The organism is Streptomyces sp. PTY087I2 (assembly GCF_001687325.1).
Taxonomy (GTDB): domain Bacteria; phylum Actinomycetota; class Actinomycetes; order Streptomycetales; family Streptomycetaceae; genus Streptomyces.
The window spans coordinates 16014-33546 of record NZ_LZRD01000016.1 but is presented as its reverse complement, the minus strand read 5'-3'; the positions used below and the strand labels follow the sequence as shown (position 1 = coordinate 33546).

Here is a 17533-nt window from a genome sequence, read left to right as displayed (position 1 = left end):
GCCGCGGGGAATCGACCGAGGGGGACGGGGGGCACGGGGTGCGGGCGCAGTGGACACTGCTGTGGGGGCTGTTGCGCGGCCGGGACAATCCGCTGCGCCGCGCCACCGACCGCCGCGAGGCCTGGGTGGCGCTCGCGGCGCTGCTGCTCCTCGTGATCGGGGCCCCGGCCGCGGGCTGGGCCGGCGGTTCGGTCGCCGACGCCGCCCTCCAGCGGTCGGTACGCGCCCAGCACCAGGAGCGCCGCCCCGTCGACGCGGTCGTGGTGGGCCGGGCCCCGGGGCGGGCACGGTACGTGGGTGATCCCGAGGGCCGCACCGAACGGGCCGCGCACATCTGGGTGGTGGCGTCCTGGCAGGCCCCGGACGGCACCCCGCGCACCGGTGAGGTGGCCACCGCGTCGGGGACCGGTGTCCCGGGGTCCCCGCTGCGGATCTGGACGGACGCGTCGGGCGTCCCGGTTCCCCCGCCGATGGACGGACACGCCGCCCGGACCCACGCGGTGCTGGGCGGCATCGGCACGTTCCTGCTCGCCGCCGGATGTGTCGAGGCGGGCCGCAGGGTGGTCGTAGGGCGCATGGTGCGGCAGCGGTACGCGCGTCTCGACCGGGAGTGGGCCGCGGCGGGCGCGGGCTGGGGCCGGGCCGGAACGGGCGGCTGACCACACGCTCTCCCGGCCGGACGCGTCCGTCGGCGACATCGTCCCGCGGGGCCGACTCGTCAACTCCCGGCCCTCACGCGCGCTACGGTGGTCCGACCCCGTCCGCCTCCCCGGCGACGGACGGGCCCGAGGCAGCGCACAGCACGAGGTGGGGGCACAGCAACGCCATGGCACAGGGCACGGTCCAGGTGACGCACACCGGCACATCGCGATGGCGCCGCCGCACCGGCGAGTACGCCTCCCTCTCGGCGGCCCTGGAGGCGGCGGCCGAGGGCGACGTCCTCACCGTCGCGCCCGGGACCTACCGGGAGAACCTCGTCGTCCCGCGTGCGGTGACACTGCGCGGCCCCGAGGGGTCGGCCGGCTCCGTGCGGATCGCGCCGCTCGACGGCGTACCGCTGACCGTGCGCGCCTCCGCGGTCGTCCAGGGCCTGCACATCGAGGGGCAGGACTCGGCGGCCCCGGCGCTGCTGGTCGAGGACGGCACGGCGGAGCTGACGGACCTGCGGATCGTGACCCGGTCCGCCGCGGGCATCGAGGTGCGCGGCGCGGCCCGGCCGACCGTGCGGCGGTGCACGGTCGACAATCCGGCCGGGGTCGGCGTCGCCGTGCTGGACGGCGCGGGCGGGGTGTTCGAGGAGTGCGAGATCGTCTCGGCGGGCCAGTCCGGGGTGTCGGTCCGCGACGGCGGGCACCCGCGCCTGGACCGCTGCCGGATCCACCACGCCTCCGGGGCGGGCATCGGCGTCACCGGCGACGGCAGCGGTCTCGAGGCGTTCGGCTGCGAGGTGTACGAGATCAAGGGCAGCGGCATCCAGGTCACCGCCCGCGCCTCGGCCCATCTCACCGACTGCACCGTGCACCGCACATCGGCGGACGGCGTCACGCTGGACACCGACGCGGTGCTGACGCTCGCCGACTGCGACATCCACGACATCCCGGAGAACGCCGTCGATCTGCGGTCGCGTTCGGTGCTCACGCTGACCCGTTCCACGGTCCGCCGGTTCGGCCGCAACGGGCTCTCGGTCTGGGACCCGGGGACCCGGGTCGACGCCAACCAGTGCGAGATCCATGACAGTACGGGCGACTATCCGGCGGTCTGGGTCAGCGACGGCGCGACGGTGATATTGGACGCCTGCCGGGTGCACGACGTGCCCGACGCGCTGTTCGTCCTCGACCGGGGTTCGCGGGCCGATGTGGTGGACAGCGACCTCTCCCAGATCCGTAACACCGCCGTGTCGGTGAGCGACGGGGCGACCGCGCAGCTCGACGACTGCCGGATCCGGGAGGCGTCCACGGGCGCCTGGTTCCGTGACCACGGCAGCGGTGGCACGCTGAACAACTGCACCATCGACGCGGCGCAGACCGGGGTCATCGTCACCAAGGGCGCGGACCCCACCATCGAGCGCTGCACGGTCACCTCGCCCGCCGAGGCCGGGTTCTACGTCTCGGCCGAGGGCCGGGGGACCTTCGACGGCTGCCGGGTGACGGGCAGTGAGGGGTACGGCTTCCATGTCATGGAGGGCTGCCGTACGACCCTGACCCGGTGCCGTACCGAGCGGTGCGCGCGGGGCGGTTACGAGTTCCCCGAGGGGGACGGCGGTTCCGCGGCCGGGCCGGTGGCGCAGGACTGTACGAGCGACGAGAGCGGTCTGCGTACGGCTCCGGCCCCGCCGCCGCCCCCGGTACTGACGGCCACGCAGTCGACGCCGGGGCTGCTGGGCGCGCTGCCCGGGCAGCGCGCGGTCGAACCCGTCCCCGAGCCGGTTGCCCCGGCGGAGCCGGCCCGGGACTCCTCGGCGGTCCTCGGTGAACTGGACGCGCTGGTGGGTCTGGACAGCGTCAAGCGGGAGGTGCGGGCGCTCACGGACATGATCGAGGTGGGCCGGCGCCGCGCGGAGGCCGGGCTGAAGGCCGCGTCCGTCCGCCGCCACCTCGTCTTCACCGGCTCCCCCGGTACGGGCAAGACCACGGTCGCCCGGCTGTACGGGGAGATCCTGGCGTCGCTCGGGGTGCTGGAGCGCGGTCATCTGGTCGAGGTGTCCCGGGTCGACCTGGTCGGCGAGCACATCGGCTCGACGGCGATCCGGACCCAGGAGGCGTTCGACCGGGCGCGCGGCGGGGTGCTGTTCGTCGACGAGGCGTACGCCCTCTCCCCCGAGGACTCCGGCCGGGACTTCGGGCGGGAGGCCATCGACACGCTGGTGAAGCTGATGGAGGACCACCGGGACGCGGTGGTCGTGATCGTCGCGGGCTACACCCTGGAGATGGAGCGGTTCCTCACCGTCAACCCCGGGGTGGCCTCGCGGTTCTCCCGGACCATCACCTTTCAGGACTATCTCCCCGAGGAGCTGCTGCGGATCGTCGAACAGCAGGCCGAGGAGCATGAGTACAGCCTGGCGGCCGGGACCGGGGAGGCGCTCCTGAAACACTTCACGGCGCTTCCCAAGGGCCCCGCCTTCGGCAACGGCCGCACCGCCCGCCAGACCTTCGAGTCGATGGTGGAGCGGCACGCGGGCCGGGTCGCCCAGCTCGCCGAGCCGAGCACGGACGACCTGACTTTGCTCTACCCGGAGGACCTCCCCGAAGTGCCCTTCTGAATCCGTACCTCCGCCTGCCGGGGGACGCGCGGGCCCAGCTCCTCCAGGAGGTCGGCGCGCGCGTCGGCGAAGGCCGGGTCGGCCTGGTAGTCGGAGTGGCCGAGGATCGGTTCGGGCAGCGGGAGCTTCGTCGTCCGCCCGTAGCCCAGCGGGTCCTTCAGCGGGCCCCGGTCGACGCCCGGGCCGGGGTCGGCGCCGATGCGGACGGGGCCGCCGATCGGGTCGGTGGCCCGCCACAGATTGCGCCAGCAGTGCACCGAGCGGTGCAGCCCGATCAGCGGCTCGGGGCCGAAGTAGGCGGGGAACCACCGCCCGTACAGCCGCTCCAGGGGCGAGCCGTAGGTGAGCAGCGCGACCCGGGGGCGGGTGGCGTCGGGCAGTTGCCAGACGGCGGACGCGGCGAGCACGCTGCCCTGGGAGTGGCCCGAGATGACGAGCCGGCCCCGGGGTGTGGTGGCCGTCCAGGCGGACATCCGGGAGGCGAGGTCGGGGACGGCGCGCTCGGCGTAGCACGGGGGCGCGAAGGGGTGGGCGGCGCGGGGCCAGAAGGTGCCCACGTCCCAGAGGATGCCGATGGTCCGGCGGGCCGAGGCGTCCTTGTAGGCGCGGCGGCCCCCGGCGACGAAGAGTATGAAGCCGAAGCCGATCAGCCAGGAGCCGGTCGACTGCGCGGCCTCGGCCAGCGATTCGAGGAGCGGCCCGCTGCCGTCGGCGGCCCGGCCCGGCACCTGGTCGCTGTACCAGGAGCCGGCGATCGCCCCCGCCCCGAGCAGCAGGGTCGCCGTGGAGACGACGCCGATGATCCAGGGGGCGGAGTCGGTGAGGGCGGCGGTGGCGCGGATCCGGGCGATCCGGCGGGTGCGGCCCTCGTCGGGCGGTTCGGGGGCGTACTCCGCCTCGACGACCGGGCCCAGGCGGCGGGCGGTGCGCGCGGTGCGGACGACCAGCACGAGGACGGGGACGAGCAGGAGGAGCAGGAGCACCGGGATGACGGAGGCCTGCCAGCTGAGCAGGACCGGCGGCCCGGTGATGTCGTCGCCGTGGCCCATGCCCGGGGTGCCGGGGCCGTCCAGCCAGTCGGCGACGCGCTGGGCCACCCCGCCGGTCATCACACCGCCCAGCGCGCAGGCGAGCATCGCGACGGCGGGGCCGCCCAGCCCGTACAGGACGGTGCGGGGTTCGGGGGTGCGCCGGTAGAGGCCCCGGGCGACCACGGCGAGGGCGATGACGAGGACGCCCTGGCCGAGGGCGAGGAACCGGAAGGTGGCCTCGCCGGGCAGGGTGCCCGCGGACTGCCAGCCGGGGCGCGACCAGGACGCGTACAGCACGGCGAGGCCGAGCAGGGCCAGCGCGGAGCCGGGCAGATAGCTGATCAGGGCGCTGTCCAGGCGGGTGTCGCGGGTCCGTTCGCTGCGGCCCCGGCGGCAGACGACCCAGACGACGACGAGCGCGCACAGGACGATGCCGGCCTCGACGGCCGCGCCGACGATCCGGGGCGCCGGTCCTTCGGCGCCCCGGTCGTACCGTGCGGCGGCGCCGGCGACGGCCGCGGCGACGGTCAGGAATCCGGCCGCCGTGTGGGCGGCGCGGAGCCGGGCGACGAGCCGCCGGCCGTACCAGAAGCCGGGCCTGCCGAGCGCGGGGCGGACCGGGGCGGCCGGGCGCGGGGCCCCGTCGGCGTCCGGGTCGGGTGCGCCCGGGCCGTGGTCCGCCGCCGCTCCGAAGGGGTCGTTCGCGTCGAAGTCCTTTCCGTCCAGGGGGCGTTGGGATTCGTACGCGCTCCAGGTCCGGTTGGACAGGTACCACAGGAGCCCCACCAGGGCGGCGGGCACGACGGCGGCCAGGGCGAGGCGGCGGCCGGGCTGGGACCACCAGCCGCCCTGATGTGCCGACAGGAAGCCGAGCCAGGAGCGGCGTTCGGCGCAGGCGTCGGCGCCCGCGCACTGCCAGGCCAGCAGGTCGAGGGCGACTTCGCAGGCGGCGGCCGTGAGCAGCACGGTGAGGCTGAGCGCGACGAGCCGCACCAGGACGCCGTACAGCCGGACCGCGCGGGTGCGGCCGGTGGCGGTGGGGCGCATCCAGTGGGCGAGGTTGACCACCATGAACGGCAGGAGCAGCAGCCACAGGGCGCGGGAGCCGTTGCCGGAGGTGAGGCCGGACCAGCAGTACGCCTCGGCGACGGGCTCGTCCCGGTAGCGCTCGGGGTGCTTCTCGCCGTGGGCGTCCTCGGTGCGCCGGTACACGGCGGCGGTGGTGTCCCCGGTGACCCGGACGGTACGCGGGTCGCCCAGCATCTCCTGCGGGGTGGCGCCGCCGACGCCGTGGACGAGCAGTTCCAGTGCGCTTCCGGTGTGCTCGGGGGACGAGGAGGCGGGCGGGGGCGGGGCGGCAGGAGCCAAGGGGGCGACTCTTTCTCGGGCGAGCGGCACAGCGGGAAGCGGCACGGCGGGAACGGATGCGGGCGGGGCGGGCAACGGGAAGCGGCGGACCGCCCGGAGCCACGATTCCCGGTCCGGGGCGGCCGCGTGAGCGGTCTCACGGAATCTCCCCAGGTGATACGCGGGACATGCCTGCGTGGCAGGATGAGCGTGGCCCGCAGACCGCTGCGGACGGTACGGCAGAGGGAAGGACCGGACCCGGCGTTGAGCGAGAATCAGAACCTGCTCGCGGAGCAGCGCCGTGCGCTGATCCTCGACGAGGTGCGCAGGCGTGGCGGGGTCCGGGTCAACGAGCTGACCCGCAAGCTGAACGTCTCCGACATGACGATCCGCCGGGATCTGGACGCGCTGGCCCGCCAGGGTGTCATCGAGAAGGTCCACGGCGGCGCGGTCCCGGTCGTCGAGGCGAGTACGCACGAGCCCGGGTTCGAGGCGAAGTCGGTGCTGGAGCCGAGCGCCAAGGAGGACATCGCCCGGGCGGCGGCGGCGCTGGCGGTGCCCGGCAGCGCCATCGCGCTCTCGGGCGGGACGACGACCTTCGCGCTGGCCCGGCATCTGCTGGACGTGCCGGATCTGACGGTGGTGACCAACTCGGTGCGGGTCGCCGACGTCTTCCACGACGCGCAGCGTCCGGCCGGGGGGCGCGGGGCCCGGCCCGGGGCGGCGACGGTGGTGCTGACGGGCGGGGTGCGCACCCCCTCGGACTCGCTGGTCGGGCCGGTCGCGGACCGGGCCATCGACTCCCTCCACTTCGATGTGCTGTTCCTCGGTGTGCACGGGATCTCGGCGGAGGCGGGGCTCTCGACGCCCAATCTCGCGGAGGCGGAGACCAACCGCCGTTTCGTGCGGGCGGCGCGCCGGATCGTGGTGGTGGCCGACCACACCAAGTGGGGCACGGTGGGCCTGAGTTCGTTCGCCGCGCTGGAGGAGGTCGACACGCTGGTGACGGACGCGGGCCTGGCTCCGGAGCTGCGCGCGGAGATCGAGGAGCATCTGCCGGGTCTGCTGGTGGCGGGCGACGCCCCCGCCGCGACCGCCGACGGCTCGCCCGTCACCGAGGGCTGACGGCGGCACCACGAATGACGTTCGGCCGGGCGGGATTCCGCTCGGCCCGTGGTGTGCGCGATACCCCCTAGGATCGCGGTGTGGCCGTCTTCCGGATCGAGCGCTTCTCCCCTCTCCCCGCCGCCGAGGCCTGGCGTCGGGTGACCGACTGGGAACGGCACGCCGCGCAGGTGCCGTTGACCTCGATCTCGGTCCCGACGGGCCTTCCCTCGCGGCTCGGCACGGTCTTCGTGGCGCGTACGGGGCTGGGCCCGCTGGCGTTCGACGATCCGATGGAAGTGGTGCGGTGGACGCCGCCGGCAGGAGGCCGGGCCGGGGTCTGCCAGCTGGAGAAACGGGGCGCCGTGGTGTTGGGCCGGGCCTCGATCGACGTGCTGCCCACGGATTCCGGTTCCCATGTGGTCTGGGTCGAGGAGCTGCGGGTGCGGCTGGTGCCCCGGTGGGGCGACCCGCTGCTCGCCTCCGCCGGACGACGGGTGTTCGGCAAGGCCCTGGACTCCCTGCTCGCCTCCCCCGGTGACGCTCACGGGTGACGCGCCGCGTACGGGTGATGTGACCGTCACACGATTGACTCGTTTGTCGGTATGACACCCCGCCACGGCCCCGGAAGGCACCCATTTCATGCCGATCCATCAACCGCAGCAGCGGACCGACGTACGCAGCGACCGCACCGGCGTGGAGCAGGCCGAGGCCGCCCTCGTGGAGCACTACCCGCGCCTGGTGCGGCTCGCCTACGTCGTGCTGCCGCCGACGCTCGGCCGGCACCGCCGGGTCCTGACCGCCCACGCCGTCGTCCAGCGGGCCCTGCCCGCGGCCGGGAGCAAGGCGTCGGCCCCGCGCGTTCCGGCCCAGTCCCGCCGGACCGGCGCTCCGGCGGGCGGGGAGGGCGCCTCGGACCGGAACCCCGCGCACTCGGCTTACGGGTGGGTGCGCCAGCGGGTGCTGCGGGCGGCGCTGGCGCACGAGCGGCGGCCCCGCTGGTGGCCCGGTCGGCTCCCGGCGCCGGCCTCGCTGCGTCCGGCCCTGCCGGTGGTGTGGGGGCTGCGGCTCTTCCCTCGGGCGGGCGGCGTCGACGAACTGGCCCTGGACCGGGCGCTGTCCGCGGTGGACGGGCCGGTCCGGGCCGCGTTCGCGCTGCATCTGCTGGAAGGGCTCGACGAGTCCGGGGTCCGGGAGCTGCTGGCCGGGGCGGGGGTGGCCGATCCGGCGGACGCGGTGCGCCGGGCGGCCCGGCTGGGGCGGCCGGACCGGGCCGGGGCGCGGGCGATGCTCAGGTCCGGCGAGTTCGACCCGTGCACGGTCCAGACCCGCCCGAGCGATCTGCTGCGGCGCAGGCACCGGGTGCGGGCGGCGGGGCTGGCGGCGGTGCTGTGCGTGGTGGCGGGGGGCCTGGCGGTCGCCGTCGAGGAGGGGGCGCGGGGCGGGGGCGAGGACCGGGCCCCGGCGGGTGTGTTCGCGCCGGTGCTCGATCCGGCGGAGCTGATGCGGACGGCGGCGGAGCGGTGGGCGGACACCTCGCGCGTCGACTTCACCGCCTGGCCGGCCAGGGGCGGGCGCACGGACGACGACGGGCTGCTCGGCCGGGCGCTGCGGGCCTGGGCGGGGCCGCCGGATGCGGTCCGGGTGTCCACGACGCCGGGCACGGTCACGGTGCCGCCCGCGCAGCCGCCCCGGCTGCTGTTCGCGGGTGAGGTGGACGGGGCGGCGGTGGTGCTGTTCCACGACGGCGGGGTCCGGGTGGTGCGGTACGCGGAGCCGCTGTCCGGGTCCGGCGGGGCGGCGCTCGACTTCGCCAGGACGGACGACGCGGACGTGACGACGGGTGCGGCGGTCGTCGTCAGCCGTACGGGGGACGGCGCGCGGTTCCTGCTCGCCCCCTGGATCGACGCGTCGACCACCCGGGACCTGCTGGCGCCGGACACGCCCGGAAGGCCGCTGGAGGTGGACCCGGACGGGGTGACCGCCGCGGTGCCCCGGCCCGCCGCGGGCGGCGCGTGCGAGACGTGGCCGGTGCTCCAACTGCGGTCCTCCGAGCGGATCGTGGAGAACCACGCGTTCCTGGTGACGGACCTGGGCGATCTGGCCCCCGCGCATCTGACGTACACGCCGAAGCCGGGGCGGGGCGCGCCGGCCCGGCAACCACGTGAGGCGACGGGCACGGAGGCGCTGCTCGCCTGGGCGCGTACGGCGTGTTCCCTGCGGACGCTGGCGGGCTCCGGTGTGCGGGCGGTCAACAACTGGGCGTTCGCCGAGCAGAAGCTGCCCGAGGGCCGCGCGTCGGCCGACTGGCTGTGCACCCGGGCCGACACCTGGCGGGGCCCCGGCCGGGTCCTGGTGCAGTTCCTCGCCCCTGCCGCCTCGCCCACGGAACCGGCCGCGGTGGTCGCCGACCGCGACGACACGGCCCTGTGCAGCAGGTTCGGGCAGCACGTCCTGGCGGGCACGCACTGGAAGGCGGCCTCGGGCCGGTGGTACGTCCTGGCCGCGGGGAGCCGGGCGGTGACCCGTATCGAGGCGAGCGGGGCGGTGAAGGGCGCGGCGGGCGGGCCGACGTTCGCGGTGCGGGCGCCCCGGGACGCCGACGTGGAGCTGACGGCGTCGCTGCGCGAGGGCGGGAGGCTGACGGCGGTGCGCTGAGGCCGGCGCGAGGGCAGGACGCTCACGGCGGTGCGCTGAGGCCGGCGCGAGGGCCGGGGGCCGGGGGCGCGGCCGAGTCGGGAGCCCGGGCCGGGAGCCGGAGCCGAGGTCAAGCCGGAGCCGAGAGCCGGGGCCGAGCCGGAGCCGGAGCCGGAGTCGGGGGCCTGGGCCGGGAGCCGGGGCCGTCACCGTACCGGCGGGATCGATGCCGCCGTACGGAGTCCCCGAACGGTAGCGGGGGCCGTCCGGTGTCACACTCGGACAGGTGACGGATCTTGAGGAAGGCCCCGGCGGCAGCGCGGAACTCCCCGACGGATCGGCCCCGCGCTGTCTGGTGACCGGGGCCACCGGTTACATCGGCGGTCGCCTGGTGCCCGCCCTGCTCGACTCCGGGCACCGGGTGCGCGCCCTGGCCAGGACGCCGCAGAAGCTGCGCGACTACCCGTGGGCGGACCGCGTCGAGGTGGTGCGCGGCGATGTCACCGACGCCGGCTCCCTGGCGGAGGCGATGCGGGGCGTCGACGTGGCGTACTACCTGGTGCACGCGCTCGGCACCGGTTCGTCCTTCGAGGAGACCGACCGCAGGGCGGCCCGGACCTTCGGCGAGCAGGCGCGGGCGGCGGGGGTGCGCCGGATCGTGTATCTGGGCGGGCTGACCCCGACCGGGGTGCCGGAGAAGGAGCTGTCGCCGCATCTGCGTTCGCGGGCCGAGGTGGGGCACATCCTGCTGGACTCCGGGGTGCCGACGGCGGTGCTGCGCGCGGCGATCGTCATCGGCTCGGGGTCCGCCTCGTTCGAGATGCTGCGGTATCTCACGGAGCGGCTGCCGCTGATGATCACCCCGAGCTGGGTACGGACCCGGATCCAGCCGGTGGCCGTCCGGGACGTGATCCGCTATCTGGTGGGGTGTGCGACGCTGCCGCCCGAGGTGAACCGGGCGTTCGACATCGGGGGCCCGGACGTCATGACGTACCGGGACATGATGCAGCGCTACGCGGCGGTGGCGGGGCTGCGGCGGCGGCTGATCCTGCCGGTGCCGGTGCTGACCCCGACGCTCTCCAGCCGCTGGGTCGGTCTGGTCACCCCGGTGCCCAGCTCCATCGCCCGGCCGCTCACGGAGTCGCTGCGCCACGAGGTGGTCTGCGCGGAGCACGACATCAAGGAGTACGTCCCCGATCCGCCGGACGGGGCCATCGGTTTCGACCGGGCGCTGCGGCTGGCCCTGAAGCGGATCCAGGAGGCGCGGGTCGACACCCGCTGGTCCAACGCGGCGGTGCCGGGCGCGCCGAGCGACCCGCTGCCCACCGACCCGGACTGGGCGGGCGGCAGCCTCTACCGGGACGAGCGGGAGATGGCCGTGCCGGTCGGGCCCGAGGCGCTGTGGCGGGTGATCGAGGGCATCGGCGGGGAGAACGGCTGGTACTCCTTCCCACTGGCCTGGGCGGTACGGGGCTGGCTGGACCGGCTCGTCGGCGGGGTGGGGCTGCGGCGCGGCCGCCGGGACGCCCAGCATCTGCGGGTGGGCGACTCGCTGGACTTCTGGCGGGTGGAGGAGATCGTGCCCGGCGAACTGCTGCGGCTGCGGGCCGAGATGCGGGTACCGGGGCTGGCCTGGCTGGAGCTGTCGGTGCGCCGCGACGAGCGGGGCCGCACGATGTACGGGCAGCGCGCGCTGTTCCATCCGCGCGGGCTGTTCGGGCACGCGTACTGGTGGAGCGTGTGGCCCTTCCACTCGGTGGTGTTCGGCGGGATGGCGCGCAACATCGCCGAAGCGGCCGTGGCGGAGGAGAAGCGGCGCGGACCGGTGCCCGTCAGTGGTACAGACAACTGACGAATCGGCCGCTAGGTGTGCGCTCCACAGACCACACACCGCACACCGCGGACCGCCGGGAGGTGCACGGGATGGCACGCCGACTCCGTACCGTGGGAAGGGAGTTCGTCGACTCGGCGCCGATGCGGCTGGTGTTCGCCGCCGAGGTGTCCGCGCCGCCGGACGTGGTGTACCGCGCGCTCGCCGACGATGTGGCGTCCTGGCCGTCCTGGTTCACCGCCGTCACCCGGGCCACGCCCACCGAGGCGGGCGCGGGCCGGGAGGTGCGGCTGCGGGGCGGGGTCCGCTTCCGTGAGACGGTCGTCGCCACCGAGCCGGGCAGCTGTTACGCCTACCGGGTCGACGAGACCAACGCACCCGGTCTGCGGGCCCTGTTGGAGGAGTGGCGGCTCACCCCGGAGGGGTCGGGCACCCGGGTGCAGTGGACCTTCGCCGCCGACGGGACGGGGCTGTTCCGTCTGGTGCTGAGCCTGGGCCGGGCCGGGGTGGGCCGGTCCTTCCGGGACGCCGTGCGCCGCCTGGACGCCCGGCTGGCGACGACGACGCCCTGAGCGGGACGGGGCGGGCCCTCAGCAGAGCCAGGCCGGGCGCGGGTTCTCAGCAGGGCCAGGTGCCGGTGGCGAGGAAGTCGTCGATGGCGGCGGCGTACGGAGAGATGTCCAGGCCCTGTTCCTCCAGCCAGGAGTCGGAGTAGTACTTGTCCAGGTAGCGGTCGCCCGGGTCGCACAGCAGCGTGACGACGCTCCCCTGCTCGCCGCGCGCCACCATCTCCGCGATCAGCTTGAACGCGCTCCACAGTCCGGTGCCCGTGGAGCCGCCCGCCTTGCGGCCGATGGCACGCTCCAGGGCGCGGACGGCGGCGACGCTGGCGGCGTCGGGCACCTTCATCATCCGGTCGATGGCGCCGGGCACGAAGCTGGGTTCCATGCGCGGGCGGCCGATGCCCTCGATGCGGGAGCCGCGGTCGCTGGTGGCGTGCGGGTCGTGGTGGGTCCAGCCGTCGAAGAAACAGGAGTTCTCCGGGTCGGGCACGCAGATGCGGGTGTCGTGCTGGAGGTAGTGGACGTAGCGGGCGATGGTCGCCGAGGTGCCGCCGGTCCCGGCGGTGGCGACGATCCAGGCGGGTTCCGGGTAGCGCTCCAGGCGCAGCTGCTGGTAGATCGACTCCGCGATGTTGTTGTTGCCGCGCCAGTCGGTGGCGCGCTCCGCGTAGGTGAACTGGTCCATGTAGTGTCCGCCGGTCTCGGCGGCGAGCGCCGCGGACTGTTCGTACATGGTGCGCGAGTCGTCCACGAAGTGGCACTGCCCGCCGTGGAATTCGATGAGGCGGCACTTCTCGGGGCTGGTGGTGCGCGGCATCACGGCGATGAACGGGACGCCGATCAGCTTGGCGAAGTACGCCTCCGACACGGCGGTCGAGCCGCTGGACGCCTCGATGACCGGCTTGCCCGGCCGGATCCAGCCGTTGCAGAGCCCGTACAGGAAGAGCGAGCGGGCCAGGCGGTGCTTGAGGCTGCCGGTGGGGTGCGTCGACTCGTCCTTGAGGTACAGGTCGATGCCCCACGCCTCGGGCAGCGGGAAGCGCAGGAGATGGGTGTCGGCGGAGCGGTTCGCGTCGGCCTGGACCTTGCGGACGGCCTCCTTCAGCCAGGTCCGGTACTCCGGGTCGCTGCGGTCGACGTCCACGGTCGCCCTGGCCCCGCCCCCGACGGTGTGTTCTCTGGTCTCCATGGGCCTGCTCCTGTTGGTCGTCGATCCGGTGCTCGCACCTCCCACGATATGCATCCCACCTGCACAAACGGTCACTTTGATGGCCCATAGCGCTGCCTTTGAGCGCCGCCTGCGGGGCGGCTGTGACGGGCGGTGCGGGCGGCCGCGCACCGGGCTTCCGGGCCCTCTGGCGGTCCGGCCCGTGTCCGGGCACACTGCAACAGCAGGAGCAGTGACGAAGGGGGGCGAATCCGCGATGGCGGACGTCGAGTTCAGTGCGTCGGGGGTCAGGATCGAACGGTTCACCCGGTCGCTGACCAGGGCCGGTCAGGTGGTGGTGAAGGACGGCCGGCTGTCCCTCCTCACGAGCAACGGGCGGGAGATCGACAGCGCCCCGGTGGGCACGGTCAGCGCCCGCAAGTGGTGGTTCATCGCGGCGGATTCCGTCATCGCCCGGGTGAACGGGGTGCGCTACCGGTTGACGATGGGGCAGCGCAACCGCAGACGCGACGGGGCGGCTCCGCTGCGGCGCTTCCTGGAGACGCTGCGCAGCGCGCGCGGCCACCGGGACTGAGCCGGCTGTACGTCCACGGCGGGCGGGGCCCCGGGCCCGCCGGTACGGACGTCGGCGTTCCGGTTCACCGGCCTGCCGGTACGCGCACGGCGACCGGGTCCCGGCCCGTCGGGTTCCGTCGCGAGTTGCGGAGCCACAGCCCCTGGGCCACGCTGGATCCACGTCACTGAAGGTGCAGCCTCGGTGACAGAGCGATCCGCTCCACGGACCGGGTCGCGCGACACGAGCAGACACGACAAGAGCAGAGCGGATCCGGCAGTCAGTCGTCCGCCGGGCCCGTTCGTGTCTCTTCTCTTCTTCCGGACCTATTTCGGGGAGTCGCAGCCGTGATCAGCGAGCCAAGCAGGCACTGCACGGTGGAGCTCCAGGCCCTGCCGTCGCGGATCGGTCAAGTCCGCAGAATCATCTCGGCGCAACTGCGCTACTGGCATCTCGATCCTCTGATCGACCAGGCGGCCCTGGGCGTCACCGAGCTTCTCACCAACGTTCACCGGCACGCACAGCCGGACAAGTCATGCACCGTCGACATCGAGCTGCTGCTCGACCGTCTGACGGTCTCCGTCCACGACCACGATCCGCGTCTGCCCACGGTGAACGAGGCGGACTCGTTCGCCACGTCGGGCCGGGGTCTGGCGCTGATCGCCGCCGTCAGCGAGAGCTGGGGCGTGCGGCCGATCGGCTCGGCCGGGAAGGCCGTCTGGTTCACCCTGCCGGCGGTCACCGGCGCCTCGACCCTGCCGCCGCTCGCGGTCTACGGGTCGATGACCGACGGGCCGTTCGGGGCCGTGACCATCACGCCCGACGACATCGCGGCCCTGCCCGCCCGGTCGGCCGTCGTCGGCTGACGGGGCAGTCCCGCCCGGCGGGCGCAGGCCCACCGGGCGGGACCGCGGTGACGGGGTCACGCCGGGCCGCCGCCCGCGGTCCGGCCGAACTGCTCGTCCAGCACGGACAGTCGGCGCCAGTACTCGTCCTCGTCGATCTCCCCCGCGGCGAATCGACGGCCGAGCAGCGCGATCGGCGAGGACGGGCCGGGGGCGCCCTGCGGGGTGCGGGCAGCCGCCCACGGACCCCTGCGCCCGCGCCAGACGGTGCGGCGCAGCAGGGTGACGATCCCGATGACGACCGCCGCCCAGAAGAGCGGGAAGAGCAGGACCCAGGGGCCGGGTCCGCCGGTGTGCGCCAGGGTGTTCATCTCGGTCAGCTCCCTCGTTCGCGGATGGCGTGATGCCTTCCGGTCGCTTTCGAGCCTGCCCGGACGAGGGGCCTCGGGGCGTCGTACACGAGGCGGCCGTGCGCGTACTGCGGCGGGAGCACGCCTCCCGGCGCGATGACCGCCCGGCGGCCGGTCAGGCCAGGGCGGCGAGCGGGTCGTCGAGGACCGGCTGCCAGGCCAGTTCGGCGGCGCCCACCAGACTGTTGTGGGCCAGGGTGCAGGGCAGGATCGGCACGCTGCCGCTGCGCCCCCACAGGCTGCGGTCGGCGACGACGGCGCGCAGCCGCTCCGGGTCCGCCTCCAGCAGGTCGCGGTGGAGGCCGCCGAGGATGATGCGGTCGGGGTTGAGGATGTTGACCAGCCCGGCGAGTCCCAGCCCCAGCCGGTCGATCAGCGCTTCGGCGGCCTGCCGCACCGCCGGGTCGTCGTACTCCGTGCGGAGCAGGTTCCCGGCCTGCTTGAGGAGGGACTCCTCGGGGCCGGGCTCGCGGTGGGCGGTGGTGAGGAAGGCCAGCGGGTCGGTCTCCACGTCGAGGCAGCCGCGCCCGCCGCAGTGGCAGGGCCGGCCCTCGGGGTTCACGGTGAGATGGCCCACCTCCAGGGCGAGGCCCGAACTCCCGCTGTGCAGGCGGCCGTCGAGCACGAGGGCCCCGCCGACGCCCCGGTGTCCGGTGGCCACGCACAGCAGGTGCTGGGCGCCCCGCCCCGCGCCGTGCCGGTGCTCGGCCAGCGCGGTGAGGTTGACGTCGTTGCCGGTGAACGCGGGTCCGGTGATGCCCGCCCGGCGTACGCAGGCGGCGAAGATGTCCCGGACCGGGGAGCCGGCGGGCCAGGCGATGTGCAGCGGGTTGAGGGCGGTGCCCTCCGGTTCGGCGACCGCCGACGGCACGGCGAGTCCGGCGCCGACGCAGCGCAGCCCGCTCGCGCGGAGCAGTTCGGCCCCCGCTTCCACGACCTCGCCGAGCACCTGCGCGGGGTCGGCCATCACCGCGACACAGCCGGGCGAGGTGGCGACGATCCGGCCGCCGAGCCCGACGAGCGCGGCCCGGAAGCCGTCGGCGTGCACCTGGGCGGCGAGGACGACGGGGCCGGTCTCCAGGACGGACAGCCGGTGCGAGGGGCGGCCCTGGGAACCGGCCGCCGACCCGGGGCTGGAGTCGACCCGGATCAGCCCGAGCGCCTCCAGTTCCGCGGCGACCGCCCCGGCGGTGGCGCGGGTGACGCCGAGTTCGGAGGTGAGGACGGCCCGGGTGGGGGCGCGTCCGGTGTGGACCAGTTCCAGTGCGGGCCCGAGCGCGCTGCGGCCCCTCTCCAGCTTGGTCCGGGTGGTGGTCGCCTTGCCGTTCATGGGGGCGAGTCTCCCATGATCCGGGGGCTTCCCGGACGCCCAGGGCCGGTCCGGGGATCCCGTTCCGGCCACGGCAGTGCCCCCGGAGCAGGCGGTGTGCAGCGGTGTTGCGTCGGCCGCCGGAGCGCCCCTATGCTGAATTTGTGCCGCAACTAAACAAACTGCGGACGGCCCTACCGGGGGGACCTGGCGGAGACACCGCCCCACCCTCGTCGGCCCGCCTCCGTACCGCGCTGACCGTGTTCTTCGCCCTCGACGGGTTCCTCTTCGCCGGCTGGGTGGTCCGTATTCCGGCCATCAAGCAGCAGACCGGAGCCTCCGCCTCCACCCTCGGCCTCGCCCTGCTCGGTGTCTCCGCCGGTGCGGTGATCACCATGATGCTCACCGGCCGGCTCTGCCGCCGTTACGGCAGCCACGCCGTCACCGTGGCCTGCGGCGTCCTCCTCCCCCTGAGCATCGCGCTGCCCGCCCAGACCCACTCGGCGCTCTCCCTCGGCCTCGTGCTGCTGGTGTTCGGAGCCGCGTACGGCGGGATGAACGTGGCGATGAACAGCGCCGCCGTCGATCTGGTCGCCGCGCTGCGCCGGCCCGTGATGCCGAGCTTCCACGCGGCGTTCAGCCTGGGCGGGATGGTCGGCGCCGGACTCGGCGGCCTGGTCGCGGGCGGTCTCTCCGCCTCGACCCATCTGTTCCTGCTGGCCGGGATCGGCCTGCTGGTCACCGCGTTCGCCGGACCCGCCCTACTCCGCCACCGCCCGGCCCCCGACATGATCCAAACGAAAGGCCCTAGCGAGCCGAAGCAGCGGCTGTCGCCCCGGGCCCGCCGGATCGTCGTGCTCTTCGGCGTGATCGCCCTGTGCACGGCGTACGGGGAAGGGGCCCTGGCCGACTGGGGCGCGCTCCACCTGGAACAGGACCTGGACGCGCACCCCGGGCTCGCCGCCGCCGGATACGCGCTGTTCGCCCTGACGATGACGGCGGGCCGGCTGACCGGAACCCTGCTCCTGGAACGGCTCGGCCAGACCCGCACCCTGGTCCTCGGCGGGGCGACGGCCGCGGCCGGAATGCTGCTGGGTTCGCTGGCGCCGACCGCCTGGCTGGCGCTGGCGGGTTTCGCGGTCACCGGACTCGGGCTCGCCAACATCTTCCCCGTCGCCGTGGGGCGCGCGGGCGAACTGGCCGGTCCCAGCGGGGTCGCCGCCGCCTCGACGCTCGGCTACGGCGGGATGCTGCTCGGCCCGCCCGCGATCGGCTTCCTCGCCGACTGGTTCTCGCTGCCGGTGGCCCTGACCACGGTCGCCCTGCTGGCCGCGGCGGCCGCTGCCCTGGGCTACGCGGCCCGCAACGCCACGACGAGCACGCCCGGCTGACGCCCGCCCGGCCGAGGGAGCAACCGGCCCCGGCCAGGCGCCGACCGCCCGGCCGCCGCACCCGGCCGGGCCCCGCGCGGCCCTG

14 protein-coding genes are annotated in these 17533 nt (G+C 74.8%); 10 read left to right on the top strand and 4 right to left on the bottom strand.

The genetic code is table 11. The features are described from left to right. Positions 1 to 38: 38 nt before the first annotated feature. Positions 39 to 659, top strand: coding sequence for a hypothetical protein (locus A3Q37_RS18680; RefSeq protein WP_065485980.1), 621 nt, complete (start codon positions 39 to 41; stop codon positions 657 to 659). Positions 660 to 826: 167 nt separating this feature from the next. Beyond that, positions 827 to 3259, top strand: coding sequence for a right-handed parallel beta-helix repeat-containing protein (locus tag A3Q37_RS18675; protein WP_065485977.1), 2433 nt, complete (start codon positions 827 to 829; stop codon positions 3257 to 3259). Here A3Q37_RS18675 and A3Q37_RS18670 read toward each other — a convergent pair. Next, positions 3226 to 5658, bottom strand: coding sequence for a hypothetical protein (locus A3Q37_RS18670; protein WP_065485975.1), 2433 nt, complete (start codon positions 5656 to 5658; stop codon positions 3226 to 3228). The genes A3Q37_RS18675 and A3Q37_RS18670 overlap by 34 nt on opposite strands. Before the next feature lie 243 nt (positions 5659 to 5901). Here A3Q37_RS18670 and A3Q37_RS18665 point away from each other — a divergent pair, with 243 nt between their 5' ends. From A3Q37_RS18665 to A3Q37_RS18645, 5 genes are all read left to right on the top strand, one after another. Further along, entirely contained in the window at positions 5902 to 6762 is an 861-nt protein-coding gene (locus tag A3Q37_RS18665) for a DeoR/GlpR family DNA-binding transcription regulator (protein ID WP_065485974.1), read from the top strand. A gap of 80 nt (positions 6763 to 6842) precedes the next feature. Beyond that, entirely contained in the window at positions 6843 to 7295 is a 453-nt protein-coding gene (locus tag A3Q37_RS18660) for an SRPBCC family protein (protein ID WP_065485972.1), read from the top strand. Positions 7296 to 7383: 88 nt separating this feature from the next. After that, positions 7384 to 9399 carry a hypothetical protein gene (locus tag A3Q37_RS18655; protein WP_065485970.1) on the top strand — a complete coding sequence of 672 codons (2016 nt, stop codon included), beginning with the start codon at positions 7384 to 7386 and terminating at the stop codon, positions 9397 to 9399. Between the two features lie 265 nt (positions 9400 to 9664). Further along, positions 9665 to 11230: an SDR family oxidoreductase gene (locus A3Q37_RS18650; RefSeq protein WP_065485968.1), complete on the top strand. Its 1566-nt coding sequence runs from the start codon at positions 9665 to 9667 to the stop codon at positions 11228 to 11230. A 71-nt stretch (positions 11231 to 11301) separates the two neighbouring features. Then, complete coding sequence (locus tag A3Q37_RS18645) at positions 11302 to 11781, top strand: SRPBCC family protein (RefSeq protein ID WP_065485966.1); 480 nt, start codon at positions 11302 to 11304, stop codon at positions 11779 to 11781. Between the two features lie 46 nt (positions 11782 to 11827). Here A3Q37_RS18645 and A3Q37_RS18640 read toward each other — a convergent pair whose 3' ends face one another. Continuing rightward, positions 11828 to 12961: a PLP-dependent cysteine synthase family protein gene (locus A3Q37_RS18640; RefSeq protein WP_065485964.1), complete on the bottom strand. Its 1134-nt coding sequence runs from the start codon at positions 12959 to 12961 to the stop codon at positions 11828 to 11830. A gap of 235 nt (positions 12962 to 13196) precedes the next feature. Here A3Q37_RS18640 and A3Q37_RS18635 point away from each other — a divergent pair, with 235 nt between their 5' ends. Both A3Q37_RS18635 and A3Q37_RS18630 read left to right on the top strand, forming a co-directional pair. Beyond that, positions 13197 to 13514 (top strand): hypothetical protein, encoded by a 318-nt coding sequence (locus A3Q37_RS18635; protein ID WP_065486259.1) that lies wholly within the window; start codon positions 13197 to 13199, stop codon positions 13512 to 13514. A 326-nt stretch (positions 13515 to 13840) separates the two neighbouring features. After that, positions 13841 to 14359, top strand: a complete 519-nt coding sequence (locus A3Q37_RS18630; protein ID WP_006122603.1) for an ATP-binding protein — start codon at positions 13841 to 13843, stop codon at positions 14357 to 14359. Positions 14360 to 14415: 56 nt separating this feature from the next. Here the strand turns inward: A3Q37_RS18630 and A3Q37_RS18625 are convergent, their stop codons facing one another. Next, positions 14416 to 14709: an SHOCT domain-containing protein gene (locus A3Q37_RS18625; protein ID WP_065485959.1), complete on the bottom strand. Its 294-nt coding sequence runs from the start codon at positions 14707 to 14709 to the stop codon at positions 14416 to 14418. 154 nt (positions 14710 to 14863) lie between these two features. After that, complete coding sequence (locus A3Q37_RS18620; protein WP_065485954.1) at positions 14864 to 16078, bottom strand: ROK family protein; 1215 nt, start codon at positions 16076 to 16078, stop codon at positions 14864 to 14866. A gap of 239 nt (positions 16079 to 16317) precedes the next feature. On the opposite strand from A3Q37_RS18620, the gene A3Q37_RS18615 reads away from it, so the two are divergent. Next, a complete protein-coding gene (locus A3Q37_RS18615; protein ID WP_065485948.1) occupies positions 16318 to 17448 on the top strand; it encodes an MFS transporter in 1131 nt (376 codons plus the stop codon). The last annotated feature ends 85 nt before the right edge of the window (positions 17449 to 17533 follow it).